Source organism: Pseudarthrobacter sp. NPDC058329, assembly GCF_042879835.1.
Classification (GTDB): domain Bacteria; phylum Actinomycetota; class Actinomycetes; order Actinomycetales; family Micrococcaceae; genus Arthrobacter.
On sequence record NZ_JBHVZR010000023.1, the window covers coordinates 1 to 15,625 of the forward strand.

16 protein-coding genes are annotated in these 15,625 nt (G+C 65.8%); 4 read left to right on the plus strand and 12 right to left on the minus strand.

The features are described 5' to 3' along the window. A partial coding sequence (locus ACFVYC_RS20545) for a phage holin family protein (RefSeq protein ID WP_387553747.1) occupies positions 1 to 423 on the minus strand: 423 nt, incomplete at its 3' end. Next, positions 420 to 1,238 (minus strand): hypothetical protein, encoded by an 819-nt coding sequence (locus ACFVYC_RS20550; protein ID WP_387553749.1) that lies wholly within the window; start codon positions 1,236 to 1,238, stop codon positions 420 to 422. The genes ACFVYC_RS20545 and ACFVYC_RS20550, both read right to left, overlap by 4 nt. A gap of 272 nt (positions 1,239 to 1,510) precedes the next feature. Between ACFVYC_RS20550 and ACFVYC_RS20555 the strand changes: the two genes are divergently transcribed. Beyond that, complete coding sequence (locus tag ACFVYC_RS20555) at positions 1,511 to 2,044, plus strand: MarR family winged helix-turn-helix transcriptional regulator (protein WP_387553751.1); 534 nt, start codon at positions 1,511 to 1,513, stop codon at positions 2,042 to 2,044. A 69-nt stretch (positions 2,045 to 2,113) separates the two neighbouring features. Here ACFVYC_RS20555 and ACFVYC_RS20560 read toward each other — a convergent pair whose 3' ends face one another. After that, on the minus strand, positions 2,114 to 2,449 hold the full coding sequence (locus tag ACFVYC_RS20560) for a hypothetical protein (RefSeq protein WP_387553752.1): 336 nt from the start codon (positions 2,447 to 2,449) through the stop codon (positions 2,114 to 2,116). A 54-nt stretch (positions 2,450 to 2,503) separates the two neighbouring features. Between ACFVYC_RS20560 and ACFVYC_RS20565 the strand changes: the two genes are divergently transcribed. Both ACFVYC_RS20565 and ACFVYC_RS20570 read left to right on the plus strand, forming a co-directional pair. Further along, entirely contained in the window at positions 2,504 to 4,147 is a 1,644-nt protein-coding gene (locus ACFVYC_RS20565) for a 5-oxoprolinase/urea amidolyase family protein (RefSeq protein ID WP_387553754.1), read from the plus strand. Between the two features lie 89 nt (positions 4,148 to 4,236). After that, on the plus strand, positions 4,237 to 5,073 hold the full coding sequence (locus ACFVYC_RS20570; RefSeq protein ID WP_387553756.1) for an alpha/beta fold hydrolase: 837 nt from the start codon (positions 4,237 to 4,239) through the stop codon (positions 5,071 to 5,073). A 22-nt stretch (positions 5,074 to 5,095) separates the two neighbouring features. Here the strand turns inward: ACFVYC_RS20570 and ACFVYC_RS20575 are convergent, their stop codons facing one another. Further along, positions 5,096 to 6,352 (minus strand): FAD-binding protein, encoded by a 1,257-nt coding sequence (locus ACFVYC_RS20575; protein ID WP_387553758.1) that lies wholly within the window; start codon positions 6,350 to 6,352, stop codon positions 5,096 to 5,098. A 327-nt stretch (positions 6,353 to 6,679) separates the two neighbouring features. Here ACFVYC_RS20575 and treS point away from each other — a divergent pair, with 327 nt between their 5' ends. Further along, entirely contained in the window at positions 6,680 to 8,914 is a 2,235-nt protein-coding gene (gene treS / locus ACFVYC_RS20580) for a maltose alpha-D-glucosyltransferase (protein ID WP_387553845.1), read from the plus strand. Positions 8,915 to 8,952: 38 nt separating this feature from the next. Here the strand turns inward: treS and ACFVYC_RS20585 are convergent, their stop codons facing one another. The 8 genes from ACFVYC_RS20585 to ACFVYC_RS20620 form a co-directional block, all read right to left on the minus strand. Beyond that, on the minus strand, positions 8,953 to 10,251 hold the full coding sequence (locus ACFVYC_RS20585; protein WP_387553760.1) for a Y-family DNA polymerase: 1,299 nt from the start codon (positions 10,249 to 10,251) through the stop codon (positions 8,953 to 8,955). A gap of 9 nt (positions 10,252 to 10,260) precedes the next feature. After that, positions 10,261 to 10,692 carry a LexA family protein gene (locus tag ACFVYC_RS20590; protein ID WP_387553762.1) on the minus strand — a complete coding sequence of 144 codons (432 nt, stop codon included), beginning with the start codon at positions 10,690 to 10,692 and terminating at the stop codon, positions 10,261 to 10,263. Positions 10,693 to 10,770: 78 nt separating this feature from the next. Next, positions 10,771 to 11,412, minus strand: a complete 642-nt coding sequence (locus ACFVYC_RS20595) for a TetR/AcrR family transcriptional regulator (protein ID WP_387553764.1) — start codon at positions 11,410 to 11,412, stop codon at positions 10,771 to 10,773. Continuing rightward, positions 11,409 to 12,173: a tyrosine-protein phosphatase gene (locus ACFVYC_RS20600; protein WP_387553766.1), complete on the minus strand. Its 765-nt coding sequence runs from the start codon at positions 12,171 to 12,173 to the stop codon at positions 11,409 to 11,411. The genes ACFVYC_RS20595 and ACFVYC_RS20600 overlap by 4 nt, the downstream gene beginning before the upstream one ends. Further along, a complete protein-coding gene (gene phnE / locus ACFVYC_RS20605; protein WP_387553768.1) occupies positions 12,170 to 13,015 on the minus strand; it encodes a phosphonate ABC transporter, permease protein PhnE in 846 nt (281 codons plus the stop codon). Before phnE ends, ACFVYC_RS20600 begins: the two co-directional genes overlap by 4 nt. After that, the gene (locus ACFVYC_RS20610) at positions 12,999 to 13,817 is read right to left on the minus strand and encodes a phosphonate ABC transporter ATP-binding protein (protein WP_387553770.1); all 819 of its coding nucleotides are present in this window, start codon (positions 13,815 to 13,817) and stop codon (positions 12,999 to 13,001) included. Before ACFVYC_RS20610 ends, phnE begins: the two co-directional genes overlap by 17 nt. After that, a complete protein-coding gene (gene phnD / locus ACFVYC_RS20615) occupies positions 13,817 to 14,722 on the minus strand; it encodes a phosphate/phosphite/phosphonate ABC transporter substrate-binding protein (protein WP_387553772.1) in 906 nt (301 codons plus the stop codon). Before phnD ends, ACFVYC_RS20610 begins: the two co-directional genes overlap by 1 nt. A 198-nt stretch (positions 14,723 to 14,920) precedes the next feature. After that, complete coding sequence (locus ACFVYC_RS20620) at positions 14,921 to 15,625, minus strand: alpha/beta fold hydrolase (RefSeq protein ID WP_387553774.1); 705 nt, start codon at positions 15,623 to 15,625, stop codon at positions 14,921 to 14,923.

Below are 15,625 nucleotides of genomic sequence, written 5' to 3' on the forward strand. Positions count from 1 at the left end.
TACCTCACCTGGTTTTAGGGTTGGGGGGATTTCGGAGAGTGTCTCGCTGGTCTGCGGAATGCCCTTGATCTGCTTGAGTTCCTTGCGGCCGATCGCGGCCAGGACCGCGGCGATGATGCCCCAGATTACGGCGACGATCACGGCGGCCCAGCCCAGCGGCATCAGCGCGCCCAGGGCGAACATGAGGGCCAGGGACAGGAAGACCAGGACGAAGTGCCCGGCGACGCCGGCGCCGGCGAGCATGCCGGAGCCTTTGCCTGCCTTGGTGGCGGATTCCTTCAGTTCGGCCTTGGCCAGCTCTACTTCCTGGCGCATCAGGGTGGACAGGTCCCGGGTGACATCACCCAGCAACTCACCCAACGACGCGTTATCCGCCTTCACATGCGCGGCACTCGGAGCAGGCTCCGGAATAGAACTACTCACAGGTGGCGTCCTTCCTTCGACTCATAAGGGTCATCCTCGAACCGCAGGGGAGTGTCTTCGGCGGTGCCGGAGGGCAGGGATGCTGTGGAGACGGGTGCTCCAGCGCCTACAACGGGCTCGTCGTACAGGTCCGCGTCGCTTCCTGCGGCGAACACGGTCTCCTGCCGGAGCGGTGCTGCCTGCGGGGCTGCGACCGGGCGCTGGGTTGGGTAGGACTGCGCGGCTCCGCCCTGGGAACCGGTGGCACCTGCGGTGAGGCCGCGGGTCAGGCGGCCCGCGAGGATGCCTGCCCCTGCGGCGAGCAGGAGGAAGGTGCCGGGCTTGTTGCGGGCGAAGGTCTGGACCTCGTTCAGCAGCGAGCTTGCATCCTTGTTTTCAATCCAGGAAGCCACGGATTCGCTGCGCTGGGCAGCCTGCCGGATCAGGTCGCTGGCAATGCCCTGCTGCTCCGGAGCCTCGGCCATGCTGTGCAGCTGGCTGGAGATGGTCCGGATGCCCTCCGCGGCCTTCTGCTGCTGCGTACCGGCCTGGCTGGAAAGCCCGGACTTCGCCTGGGACAGCAGGTCCTGCGCACTGGACTTAGCCTCTGAAGCGACGTGTGCTGCTTCTTCCTTTGCCGTCTGGGCCACGCCCTGGGCTGCCGAGGCTGCCTGGCCGGCAACGTTCGAAGCCTCTTCCTTGGCAGCCTGCTTCTTGGAGCCGGTGCCGAGATTCGGTGTGCCCGAGGTGGTGAAGGTGTCTTTCCCATCCACCTCAGAAGCGTAAGGGTCCGAGATGGCGGGGTTGGGCGTCTGGGGCCATTGGTTCTCTGTCATCATGCTCTCTTTCGGAGAAGGGTCAGCTGGCGATCAAGAACCAGCAGTGCTGGCTGTAGTTAGTAAGCATGGTTACTACTTAGATACTAAGCACACTTCCCATTTGATTTGCAAGGGGGTGAGTTTTTTGCGGCCGGCTTTAGGCCCCGCAGGCCGAGGCGATAGTAAGCCTACTTGCGAATAAGATGCTAAGCATGCTTATTGTAGGTAGGTAGCGACGCATAAAGGGGTGATGACACCCGCAATCGCCACCTACAGGAAGGCCGCGGCCGATGACCAGCAATCTCGATCCGGATGCCCGGAACAGCTATCGCCTTATTACGCTGGCGGCGCGACTGGTCCAACGGCGTCAGGATGATGCTTTGGCACCCTTGGGTTTGACCCGGGCCGCCGTGATAGCGCTCGAAGGGCTGGCAGCCGGACCCCTGAACCAGGAGCAGCTCGCGGAAGTGGTCCGGGTTCAGAGCCAGACTTTGGGCAGGGTACTCACCCGCCTCGAAGCGTCGGGGCATATCAGCAGGAACCGCCATTCGGCAGACCGCCGCCAATTCAGGGTAGAGCTCACCCCGGCAGGCCTGGCGGCACTTGAGGCTGCGCGGCAGGCGGAAATTGACGCTTACCCGGATGATCCGGATATCGCCTGGACGGTTTTGCAGAAGGAGCTCTCGAAGTTCGTTCGTGCGCTGCCGCCCGGCCGGGACCCGGAAGTGGTTCCGTTCGTTGCCCCGGAGCACAGGAACGTGCGCCGCCCCCATGGCGGCCGTGGGAACGGGCTGCGCGGCGTGGACCAGCCGGACGAAGGATGACTGCGCCAAGGGCGCAGTTCACCGCGGCACACTGGCCACGACACTAAAAGGTAAAGAACCTATCGGTGACTAGGCTGCGCAGGCATCCTTCAGCGCCTGGACGGACTCGGCCGGCACCTGGTCCCCGGCCTCCGCGATCTGGCCCAGCGGCGTCGTGATTTCCGCCGGAACGCCGGCGCTGCGGGCGGCTGAAACCAATCCGCCGAGCACCCGCTTGTCCTCCACGCTCACCACGCCGTCCTGGATCACTGCGCAGACCTGCCGGTTCACCTCGTCAGCGGCAGCAGTGGCCACCTTCGAGGCGGCGTCGCTGGCAGCATTCCCGGCGGCTTCCTCTACGGCGCCGCAGCCGGCAAGCAGCAGCAACAGGGGGACAGCTGACAGGGCGGCAAGGCGGCGGTTCATGACTCCATCCTAACAATCCACCACCACCGGCGTTCCGCGTACCATGAAGTTCCTATGGAGACCACGCCGCCTGCTGCCGGCCCGCCGGCATCCCCAGTCCCGTCCTTGGCATCGAAGGTGCTGTCCGTCCGCGCGGTGGGCACGACGGCGGTTCTCGCCGAGCTTTCCGGGCTTCCGGATGTACTGGCCCTGCAGGCATTGCTGCTGGCGCAGCCGCTGCCAGGGCAGGTGGATGTCCTTGCAGCCGCCGAAACGGTGCTGGTGATGGCGGACTCACCGCGCTCGGCGCGCAGCATGCCGGAGCTCCTGCTCGCCATGGACCTGACGGTCCGGGTGCGGGCGGAGGGCAGGCTGGTGACCATTGACGCGGTGTACGACGGCGAAGACCTCGCCGAGGTGGGGCGGCTGACAGGTCTGGGCCCGGACGGGGTGGTCGCGGCGCACACCGGACAGGTCTGGACCGTAGCCTTTGGTGGTTTCGCCCCCGGCTTCGGATACATGGTGGGCGAGAACCAGAAGCTTGACGTTCCGCGGCGCTCCTCGCCCCGGACAGTTGTTCCTGCCGGTTCAGTGGCGCTCGCGGGGAACTACTCTGCCGTATATCCGCGCCAGTCGCCCGGCGGGTGGCAGCTGATCGGCCGGACGGCCGCGCATATGTGGGACCTTGGCAGGGAGCAGCCGGCGCTCGCCGCTCCCGGGGACCGGGTCCAGTTCCGGTCTGTCCGGGAACTGGTTGAGGTGGCCGCCCCGGCCGCCCAGGGGGATGACGCCCGGGTGCCCGGGGTGGTGTCGGGACTGCGCATCCTGTCGCCGGGGCTGCAGAGCCTGGTCCAGGACCTCGGCCGGCCGGGACACACCGGCCTTGGGGTGGGTGCCGCCGGCGCCCTGGACCGTTCCTCCCTTCGCCGCGCCAACCGGCTGGTGGGCAACCCGCCGTCAGCCGCCGGCGTGGAGACCGTTGCCGGAGGGCTTCAGGTGCAGGCTGTCGGTGACCAGATTTTGGCTGTTACGGGGGCGCCGGGGCAGCTCACTCTCACGCAATCAGTCGGTGACGAGGACAATCCGGATGTGTACCTTGAAAGGAATATAGCCGCAGCTGAGCCGTTCGCGCTGCTTGATGGCCAGGTTTTGACAGTGGGTGCGCCGCAGCAGGGCTTCCGCAGCTACCTCGCCCTTCTGGGCGGCGTGGCGGCGGAAGAAGTGCTGGGCAGCCGCTCAACCGACACCCTGTCCCGCCTCGGGCCCGCTCCGCTGCAGGCAGGAGATATCGTCGCGACGGGCAACGCCGCCGTGTCCGGGACCGTCAGCAGCCCGGAGCTGCAACCGGGCTTTCCCGGCCAGGGCGTGACGGTGCTGGACGTGGTGCCGGGGCCGCGCGAGGACTGGTTCGACGCCGCCGAGGTGGAATCGTTCTACAGCCAGGAATGGGAGGTCACGCCACGGTCCAACAGGGTGGGGATGCGCCTGGCGGGCAAAGCGCTTCGGCGAAGCCGGGAGGGGGAGCTCCCCAGCGAGGGCACGGTGTCCGGCGCGCTGCAGGTCCCGCCCGAGGGGATGCCGGTCCTGTTCCTTGCGGATCACCCTGTCAGTGGCGGCTACCCCGTCATCGGCGTGGTGGTGGACCACCAGTTGGACCTCGCAGGGCAGGTGCCCATTGGCGCCCGGATCCGGTTCCGCCGGGTGGAGGGTGCCGGCTAAGGCTACTTCCGCCGTGGCCGTCGAAAGGACCTGACGCGAGGACCGCGGCCGGTCTAGGATGGCCCGAAAAGCGGACGGAGGACCATGACATGTCTGACCAGGTGACGGCAGCCCCCGAAACCGGGTACGCCCCCGTCAACGGACTGCAGATGTACTACGAGCTGCACGGCTCCGGCGGCACGCCGCTGCTGCTGCTGCATGGCGGGCTGTTCGACATTGAACAGCAGTTCGGCGCGTTGATTCCGCGTTTGTCCGAGGGTCGCAAGGTCATCGCCGCAGACTTCCAGGGTCACGGCCGGACCAACGACATCGACCGCCCGCTGAACACCGGCGACCTTGCGGCTGATGTGATCGGGCTCCTTGAACACCTTGACGTTCGCACGGTGGATGTTTTTGGCTTCAGCGTCGGCGGTGCGGTCGCGCTGCACCTGGCGGTCAACCATCCGGAACTCGTCCGCAAGCTCATCATTTCGTCGGTGTCATTCCGGCCCGAGGGTGACCGCGGCGGAAACGCCGAGGCGGTGGCCTCCATGACTGTGGACATGATCGCCGGCACCCCGATGGAACAGCGCTACCTGGCTGTCTCGCCGCACCCCGACCTTGAACACCTGCAGGGACTGCTGGACAAGCTCGGCGGCTACGATACCGGCGCCGGCGGCTGGACTGATGACGAAATCCGCGGCATAGCCGCTCCCACGCTGATGACGGTGGGCGATTGCGACATGGTCAAGCTGGAACATGCCGTGAGGTTCCTGCAGCTGCGCGGGGGAGATGTTAACGGCGACTTTGACTGTGTGCCGGCCTCGCAACTGGCGGTCTTTCCCGGCACCACACATTTTTTCGGGCTGTCCAGGACCGCGCTGGTGCTGGACGTTGTCACCACGTTCCTGGACGCGCCGCCGCCATCAGGGTGGCAGGACCAGTAGCCAACTGAACCGTTCGACTCCGTTACCGGGCGCTCGCCGCCGGGACGCCGAAGATGGCGTCCAGCTGCCCGTTGCGGAATTTGCCCTCGGGATCGTGCCCGGACGCCAAAGACCGGAACCCGGCGAAGCGGGGGTACAGGGACTCCCAGTCGTGGCCGGCGGGGGAGAACAGCTTTCCCCAGTGCGGCCGGGCATTGAAGGGCCTGAGCAGGTCCTCGAGATCCGGAAGAAGGGCTTCCACCTCGGGCTGCAGCGGCTTCCAGGTGAAGTGCAGGGCCACGCTTTGCTGCTGGTAGAAGGGGCTCAGCCAGAACTCGTCCGCTGCCCCGGTCCGGATCTCCGAGACAAACAGCAGCGGTGCCAGTCTGTCTGCAAGGCCTCGGACCGCCTGCAGTGCGGCGGGCGCGTGTTCCAGCGGCAGGATGAACTCGCTCTGGAGTTCCTCTCCCTTGCTGGGGGTGAACTCGTGCCGGAAGTGAGGCAGCCGGTCCAGCCACTGCCCCGGCTCATCCAGCTGGACGGTGCAGTTCCCGGCGGACATCTCGGGCAAGGGGTGCCGGGGATGGTGGGCGGCGGTGGCGTCGAAAAGATCGGTCAAGGCCGGCTCGGAGTCCAGCGCTTTGAGCCACACCTGGCTGATCGTTTCGCCGGCATAGTCCGTAAAGAGACTCACGGAGTAGGCGCTCGCCATCAGTTCCGGGAAGTCTGCCAGTGCCCGTTCCCACGGCAGGTTTTCCAACACCCGCTGGCGCATGCGGAAGCTGGGCTGGACGGCCAGTTCAAGTCCGGTAACGATTCCCAGGGCGCCAAGGCCCACCACGCTGGCCAGGAACTCGTCACCGTCCGCCCGGGACAGCCTGACGGTTTCGCCCGAGGGCCGCACCAGGTCGATGGCCTGGACCGCGCCGGCCAGTGAGGGGTTGTCCACCCCGGAGCCGTGGGTTCCCGTCTGCACCGCCCCAGCCACCGAGATGTGCGGCAGCGAGGCCAGGTTGTGAAGGGCAAAACCTGATTGTTCCAGCGTGCGGCACAGGGCGCCGTAGCTGACACCTCCGCTGACCTTCACGGTGCCGTCTTCCCGGTTCAGGGCGATGTGCCGGGGCAAGGCGTCGAGCAGCACATGGACGCCGTCGGTGTCCCCTACCCGGTTGAAGGAGTGGCGTGATCCCAGGGCCTTGACCCGGCCCGCCTGCTCCACGATCCGTGCCAGTTCCGCCAGCGACTCCGGCCGCTCGACGGTGGCCGAGGAGTATTCGAGGTTTCCTGCCCAGTTCTTCAATAATTCAGCTTTCCAGTGGGGACGGGTGGCGGCCTTCTCAACTGTTGGCGCCCGCAATCTGCCTGTCAAGGCGGTTCCACGGTCTGTCCGCCCCCGCACGCTGAGGTTCCGCGGCACGCCGTGCATGTCTGCCGGTTCTGCGGGTACGGACACCTAGAGCCGTCACTCACCGGAAATTCATCGCACGGCGCCGTTCGGCCGGCGGTTGAATCATGGCAGAGTGGAATGCAGTCGAGTTGAGGGAGGAACTCAGTGTCTGAACTGGGAAAAGCTACCGCCAGCGTCTCTGAGGGGGATGCGGTGGAGCCAGCGGAGGAAACCGGCGGTGTGACCGAAGCGGAGGCAGCGGAAGCTGCGGAACTCTTGGAGACCCCGGAAGCGCCGGAAATCACCTTCGATGAGCAGTTCTATCCGGCACGGCCCAAAGCCCTGCGCCCTGTGGCCCGACGCCGGCAGTACTTCGCCAACGCGCCGTCACTGGAACTGGACGGCCTCAACAAAACCTACGTCGAGTGGCTGAGGAACCAGGCCATGCTCGGCGACGCCAATGTCCTTGCCCGGCAGCTGTCGGGGCAGGCGAGCATGTGGCAGCACTCCTTCGCGCACCCCAACCCGCGGGCCGCCGTCGAACGCGCCTCGGTGTGGTTCACCGCCTACCCGTTGTCCTTTATGACGACGCCGGGACAATCCTTCCTGGGGGCGCTCGGCGACCCGGAACTGTGGAAGACGTTCAGGGAGATCGGCATCCGCGCCATCCACACCGGCCCGGTCAAAAAGGCCGGCGGGCTGCAGGGGTGGGCCGAAACGCCCAGCGTGGACGGCCACTTTGACCGCATCAGCATGGCCATCGATCCGCTGTTCGGCTCGGAGGACGAGTTCCGCCGGATGTGCGAGGTGGCTGGCGAACACGACGGCACCATCATCGATGACATTGTTCCGGGGCACACGGGCAAGGGTGCGGATTTCCGGCTTGCTGAGATGAATTACCGGGACTACCCCGGCATTTACCACATGATCGACATCCCGGAATCGGACTGGCACCTGCTGCCGGACGTCCCGCCGGGCGAGGATTCGGTCAACATCAGCCCCGATGCCGAGCAGGCCCTGCAAAAGGCCGGGTACATCATCGGCAAGCTGCAGCGGGTCATCTTCTACGAACCCGGCGTGAAGGAAACCAACTGGAGCGCCACCCGCGCCATCGTGGACACCACGGGCCAGAAGCGGCGCTGGGTGTACCTGCACTACTTCAAGGCGGGGCAGCCCTCCATTAACTGGCTGGACCCAACCTTCTCGGGCATGCGCCTGGTGGTGGGCGATGCACTGCACTCGCTGCTGGACCTGGGCACGGGCGCGCTGCGGCTGGATGCGAACGGCTTCCTGGGAGTGGAAAAGAGCGCCGAGGAACAGCCCGGCTGGTCCGAAGGGCACCCGCTTTCGGAGGCCGCCAACCAGCTCATCGGCAGCATGGTGCGCAAGGTGGGCGGGTTCTCGTTCCAGGAACTGAACCTTACGATCGATGACATCAAGGCAACCTCTGAAACCGGCCCGGACCTGTCCTACGACTTCATCACCAGGCCCGGTTACCACTACGCCCTGGTCACCCAGGACACGGAGTTCCTGAGGCTCACCCTGAAGCTGGCGATGGAGATCGGTGTGGACCAGGCCTCTTTGGTGCACGCTCTGCAGAACCACGATGAACTGACGTACGAACTGGTGCACTTCGCCACCCGGCACAAGGACGACGTCTACCAGCTGGGCGGTTCAGAATTGACCGGCACGGAGCTGACAGAACATGTCCAGGACACGCTCCGGACCGCGCTCACGGGCGAAAACGGGCCGTACAACGCCGTGTTCACCACCAACGGCATCGCCTGCACCACCGTCAGCGTCATCACTGCTGCATTGGGCATCAAGGACATCTCGACGCTGACCGACGAACAGATCGGGACGGTGCGGGAAGCCCACCTGCTGCTGGCCATGTACAACGCGCTGCAGCCCGGGGTCTTCGCGCTGTCGGGCTGGGACATGGTGGGTATGACAACGCTTGACCGGGCGCAGGTGGGGGAGCTCACCTCGCAGGGCGACACCCGGTGGATCAACCGGGGCGCCCACGACTTGATGGGCACCAACGCCGAAGCCATCGTCTCGGCTTCCGGGATGCCCAGGGCGCGCAGCCTGTACGGTCCCCTGCCGGAGCAGCTCAAGGACGACCAGTCCTTCGCGCGGCGGCTCCAGAAAATCCTCAAGGTACGTGAAGAGTGGGGGATCGCCACCAGCCTGCTGCTGGACGTTCCGGACGTATCCCACCGGGGCCTGCTGGTGATGGTGCACCGGCTGGCGTCCGGGCAGATCCAGGTGACCGTCCTGAACTTCTCCGGTGAAAGCATCACCGGCAGCGTCCACTCCACGCACCTGGAGGCGGGCGCGCAGGTTCAGGACCTCTTTACCGAGGAGACCGTGGGGCAGGTGGACGACCTGCACAGTTTCTTCATCGAGCTTGGGGCTTACCAGGGCACGGCGCTGCTGATCGAGGATCCGGTGGTCGCCGAGGACGAAGCGTAAGCCCAGCGTGACCCGGGGGTGCTTCCCCCCGGGTCACGCTACGCTGCCTTGACGAGCGGGAGTTCGTTCCAGTGGGTGGTGTACCTGGGGGAGCGCATGCCGCGTTTCATGGTCCAGTCCGGTCCGCCGCGGATCCCGGCGTGGCCGAGGCCAATGGAGCCGCGGCCGTAGCGCCGGGTGATGTCCTCCAGCAGTGGCCCGATGCGCCTTTCCTCATGCGGATTCTCAAATAATTCCAGTGGCTTCTGGTTGCCGCTGGGCCGCAGGTCCGTGACCATGATGCCGGCGCGCGCGTACTTGGTGCCGTCGATAATGGCGGGCAACAGCGCGTGGGCAGCTTTGGTTAGGATGACGGGATCGGCCGTGGGCATGGGCAGCCGGATACAGACGGACGGAAAGGACGTTTCCTTCGCGTTGAAAGGGGATGTCCCGGCGAACGCGGTGAGGAGTTTTGCCTGCAGCTTGTGCTTCGCCAGCCGGCCGCTGGCCATCTGGGCATAGACGCTGAGGACCTGCCGTACGTCGTGGGCGGTGGTGATGGGGGTGGAAAAGGAGCGCGAGAAGATCAGCTGGTCGCGGCCGACGCGCTCCTCTTCCATGGGAATGCACGGTGTCCCCTGCAGCTCAAGCACGGTCCGCATCATCACCACCGAAAAGCGCTCGCGGATCCGGACCGGGTCCGCGCGCTTGAGGTCCAGGATGGAGTGGATGCCCATCACGTTGAGGCGTCTGGTGATCCGGGCTGCCACACCCCAGATCTCCATCACAGAGAGCCTGGCCATCAACGCTTCCTGCTGCTCGGGCGGCACCGAATCCCAGCGGCAGACACCGCCGAACGCCGGATTGTGCTTGGCCCACTGGTTGGCCAGCTTGGCCAGGGTCTTGGTGCGGGCGATTCCCACACAGACCGGAACGCCCACATTCCGGGCCACGGCAATCTTGATGGTACGGCCAAGCTGCAGCAGGTGCTCCGGTGTGCCTTTGACCCCCAGGAAGGCTTCGTCGATGCTGTAGACCTCCAGCCACGCGGAATAGCGTCCCAGCAGTTCCATCACGCGGGCGCTGATGTCTCCATACAGCTCATAGTTGCTTGACTTCGCAATCAGCCCCCATTCTTTGGCCCGCGGTGCGAGCTTGAACCAGGGCTCGCCGACTCCGATGCCGAGTGCCTTTGCCTCGGGGGAACGGGTGACAGCGCAGCCGTCGTTGTTGGAGAGCACTATCAGTGGTTTTCCCTCAAGCGAGGGGTCAAAGGCGCGTTCGGCGCTGGCGTAGAAGCAGTTGACGTCCACGTGGGCGATTTCGGGCAGCTGGCGCATGATTGCCGGCCGTGTCATGGGTGTCCCTCAGACATGGTGCAGGCACCTGGTGGCGACACCCCAGATAGTCAGTTCACTGAGCGCTGAAACCCTGATGTCCGGGTACTTGGGGTTTTCGGCCTGCAGCACCACACCCGAGGCGGTGAGGCGAAGCCGCTTCACCGTCAGCTCCCCGTCCAGAACGGCGATGACCACGCAGCCGTCCTTGGGCTCAAGGGCCCTGTTGACGATGAGTTCGTCGCCGTCGCTGATGCCGGCGCGCTCCATGGAGTCGCCGGTGACCCGGACAACGAAGGTGCTGGTGATGTCCTTAATCAGGTGCTCGTTCAGGTCTATCCGCCCGTCGAAGTAGTCCTGGGCGGGCGAGGGATAACCGGCAGCCACCGTCACCGGAGACACCCACGCCAGCTGCAAAGAGAGACCCGCATCTATCACACGGGGACCGACAATAACGCCCACAACACACCTTAGTTCGAATATATGTTCGATACGTTGAGTGTACAGCGGCAGGCAGACAATGACGACAGCGCGGCGGACTCATGCCGGACACGTCGGCAGCATGCCACGCCAGGCAACTTCCAGGGCTGACCGGCAGCGTGCCCGTGTATGTTCATCGTTCAGGTGGTCGCCGCGGACAACGAACTGGTAGTAAAAGACGCCCGCGATCAGGTCGAAGCAGGCTTCGGGGTCGAGGTCGGCCCGGAGCTCGCCGCGTTCAACGCCGGCACGGAGCGCGTCCTCGATGGGCTCACGCCGTCGTGCAACATGCGAGGTCCAATATGCCTTTTGCAGGTTGCGGTCCGCCATGGCCAGCCGGATCCGCTGGCGAAACCTTTCGTCCGGGTAGCTCACCTGGGCAGTGCCAACGGTTGCGTCGAGGAGTGAACCGAGGATGGCGTCGCGGAGGTTGGCATCGGTGGGGATGGGCGGCGGGACTTCCCGGCCGACGTCGAGGGCTGCCGCGAGGAGGGTGGTGAGCGATGGCCATCTCCGGTACAGCGCCGCCCGGCTGACTCCGCTCCGTCTCACGACCCGCGCCGCGGTGACTTCCTCCTGTTCATCGATGAGTTCCAGGACGGCGCTGAGGACGCGGTCGTCGATGTTCTCGTTGCGGGGCCGACCGGGTCCCCGGCGCGGGGTGCGCGCCGGGGAACCGATGTCCTGCAGGAGTGTTGTCACGCCAGGGCCCGTTCCCGGAGGCGGGTGATGATGCCGTCGTTCAGCCCCGCGGCGCGGAGCGGTCCCAGAGCATCGCCGTGCCGTTCCCGCAGGTGCGTGAGCATGATGTGCATGGAGATGTCCATCGGCTCCTCGGAAATTGTCACGGTATTCATGGCGTCCAGGTCGAAGCCGAGACGGGCCATCAGTGCACCCATGGTGGGTTTCATGCGCTGCATGATCGCCGCCATGTTGGTGCCTGTGCGGGCGTAGTCGGCCACGATGTCATCGTCTGCGGCGCCGAGGGCCAGCAGGAGGGCTGCTGCCAGGACTCCGGTGCGGTCCCTGCCTGCCGCACAGTGGAAAGCTGTGGCGCCGGGTGCTAGGGCGATGATCCCCAGTGCGGTGGCGAGCTGCGGCGCAGCGCCTTCCGCCATGCGGGCATACATGGCACCCATGGCGGCGTGCTCGATGACGGGCGAATCGCCGTCAGGCATTCCTGCGCTGATGCTCGCCATAAGAGGGAGGTGGTGGTATGTGACAGGGTGGTTGGCGAGCGGGCCGCGGCCGGTGACCCCTACTTCGTCGTTCGTGCGCAGGTCGATGACGGTGGTGAGCCCGTTGGCCACGAGTGCGCGGGCGTCTTCATCGGTGATGACGGTAAGGTCGTCGGCGCGCAGGGCCAGGCCTTCGCGCAGGACACCGCCTTCGATGGGGATGCCGCCGAGGTCGCGGAGATTGACCGGTGCGCTGAGTTCGATGTCGATGGTGGGTGTTGTCATGTGATTTTCCTTCTAATAAGCGCGCTGCCCTGGTCGATGACCGTGACGAGCACGATGATGCAAATGATGATGGCGCTGAGGTGCCCGTAGTCGTACATGCGCATGGCGGTGGTGAGCTCCAAGCCGATGCCGCCGGCGCCGACCAGGCCGAGGATGGTGGCGCCGCGGACATTTCCTTCGAAGAGCAGGAGCGTGTAGGAGACGAGCAGGGGTGCTGCCTGCGGGACGATGCCGTACTGGATGACCTGGCGCTTGGACGCCCCGACGGCCTCCATGGCGGTGACGGGTCCGCGGTCCACCGATTCCATGGCTTCGGCGAAGATTTTCCCGATGGAGCCCAGGGATCCAAGGGTCATGGCGAGGATGCCGGCGAACGGCCCGAGCCCCACGGCCGAGACGAACATGAGTGCGAAGACCAGGTCCGGCACGGAGCGGATGATGTTCATGAGCCAGCGGGCGGGGTAGTAGAGCCAGCGTGGGGCGATATTGGATGCCGCCGTGAACGCGACCAGCAAGGAGAAGACGGCGCCCAGGACAGTTCCCACGATGGCCATCTGCAGTGTTTCGACCAACAGCGCGACGATGGTTCCAAACTTCGAGAAGTCCGGCGGCAAGAGCCGGGCGAGGAATTCGCCCATGTTGACGCTTCCTTCGCCGAGCTTGGCGAAGTTGAACTCCGCGCCCCAGAAGGACCAGGCCAGCAGGATCAGGGCTACGGGGATGCCGGCGAGGAACCGCGCGCGCGGCACCGTGAACGCCCGCTCCAGGCGCAGCCGGTCGGCCGGGTCCAGTGCCTCTGCCGGTACCTTTTCCGCGGCTTGGGTGTCATGCGCGGTGGTCACGGGCTTCTCCTTCTTCGCTGTAAAGCACCGAAAGTTCTTGCGCATCGAGCTGGGCCGTGGGGGCCGAGATCAGCATCCGGCCGTTCCTGAGTCCCAGGATGCGGTCGCTGTGGGTGAGGGCAAGCGGCAGGACGTGCAGGCTGACCATGACGGGGATGCCGTCCTCGGTGGCGATCCCGCGGAGCAGTTCCAGTACCGAGTCGGCCAGTTTCGGGTCCAGGGACGCGACCGGTTCGTCGGCGAGGATGACGCGGGGCTGCTGCATCAGCGCCCTGGCGATGGCGACCCGTTGCTGCTGGCCGCCGCTGAGGGACCGCCCCGGTTCTTTGGCTTTGTGCGCGATCCCCACGCGGTCCAGGTAGTGCATGGCCAGACGGCGGTGTTCGGAGCTGAACCCGCCTGCCAGGTTGATGGCTCCGGCGGTGTGCAGGGCGCCGGTGAGGACGTTGGTGAGCACGCTCAGGCGCGGGATAAGGTTGAACTGCTGAAAGACCTGTCCGACGTCGGAGCGCAGCTTCCGGAGGTCGCCTCGGCTCAGGTTGGTGATGTCGTAGCCCGCCACCCGGGCGCTGCCTGCGGTGATGGGCGCGAAGCCGGTGAGGCTTTTCATCAGTGTCGACTTGCCCGACCCCGATGCTCCCAGGAGGGCCACCATTTCGCCCGGGCGGACGTCCAGGTTCACTCCGGCCAGGACTGGCGCGCTGGTGTAGGCCACCTCCAGGTCCCGGACGGAGACCAACGGAAGCGCCTGCCGCAGTTGCTCTACGGAGGGTCCGGCGCTACTCGTAACGGGGGCGCTCATCAGCCGAGGTCCTCAAGCTTCACGTCGGCAACGCTTGCAATGTCGGCGAAGGACTTAAAGATTTCCGGCTTCGGGTCCATGATTTCCTCGAGGCCGATGAAGCCCTTGCCGAGCGCGCCGAGCGCCTCCGCATTCGCCTCGGAAAACACCTTCGGCAGTGCCTCCTGCAACAGTGCGCGGGTCTCACCGTCCAGCGACTGGCGCGCCAGGACACTGCCCATCACGTCCATGGCGGGGCTCTGCCCGACGCCCCGCCACTCGCCGTCGGCAAAGGGGAACATCGGTGCACCGAGTTCGGTGAGCATGACTGCAGTGCAGGCGGCGTCCACCTGGCCCTGTTTCAGGGCGGCGAAGCTGCCTTCATGGCCGCCGGCAAAGATGGCTTCGTAGTCCTCGCCCTTCTTCAGGCCTGCCTCGTGCAGCATGTACACGGGCATGAAGTACCCGGAGCTCGATGCCTGGTCTGCGAATGCGACGGTTTTGCCCCGCAGGTCCTCGAGCTGCTGGACGGGCGAGCCGTCCAGCACGACGCAGGTGGAGACGGGGTCCTCGCTTCCGGCCCACGCCATCAGGGAGTCAACCTCGCCGGTGTTCACCGCTAGCGCGGACGGGAAGCCGCTCATGATTCCGATGTCTACGTGATTGCCACGGATGGCTTCGACGACGCTGAGGTAGTCCGGTACATCCGTGACCTCCACCTCGCGGCCGGTTTCTGCCTCAAGCAACTCGGCGAAGGCTTCGATGGGGTTGGCCTGCGTGGGGTCGTCGCCCAGGGGAATAGTGGCGATGGTGATCGGAGCGGCGACGGCACTGGCTTGTTCGGTGGCCGGAGCCTGGCAGCCGGTAAGCGCAAACAGGGCACTGAAACTCAGGATGCCCAGGGCGGGCAGGGTGGGATAACGCATGATGTCCTTCGCGGAAGTGTTGGGGGATATCGAGAACACCCATATCGAATAACCACGAAGTAACGCCGAATTACGAGAACGCCATACTGGTAATTGAACGCCGTGTGAACAGCCGGGTTGCAACAGTTTTGCGCCCTCCGCCCGCCGCCCGCCGGGTCAGGCGCGGCCGTAAGCCTGCCTGGACTCTCAGCGGGGGCGTCACCGCGTCCGCACCACCGCAGCCAGGATGGCGCGGCCCAATTCCGCCGGTTTGGTGAACTGGGGCCAGTGCCCGGTGGGGAGGTCCACGTACTCGACGTCCCGCATCCGGGCGAGTTCGGCAACAAAGGGGTGGCCGCCGTCGATCCATTCCTTCAGCATGGCGGACGGAAACTCACAGGCGATGATAGTGGCCGGAACACCGTAGCGGCGCTCGTCGGTCAGGTGCTGCTGGCCGTAGGCCACACCCTTGGGCTGGGGGATGGCACGCGCTCGGAAGGCGTCGCGCAATTCGTCATTCAGATCGGTGAGGTCTGCGTCCTCGAAGCCCTCCCACGGTGGAAGCGGCACGTCGTCGCCGTCGGCCTGCAGTTCATCGTTGATGACGCCGCCTTCCCCAAGGGGGCCGCTGTCCACGTAGATGGCGCGCGCCACCTTCTCCGGCCGGGCATCCAACGCGCCGTGGATGATGGCACCGCCGCCCGAATGCCCCACGAGGACAACCTTGCCGTCCAGGGCGTCGACGGCGGCCACCACTGCGTCAATGTGGTCCCGGAGCCCAATCCCGGCACGGCTCGCGCCCACGGACTCCATGCCGGGAAGCGTGAGCGGATGCGTCCGGTGGCCAGCGGCGTCCAGGGCAGGCGTCACCTCCTCCCAGGATGAGGCGTCCAACCAGAAACCGGGTACCAGGATGATGTCCAT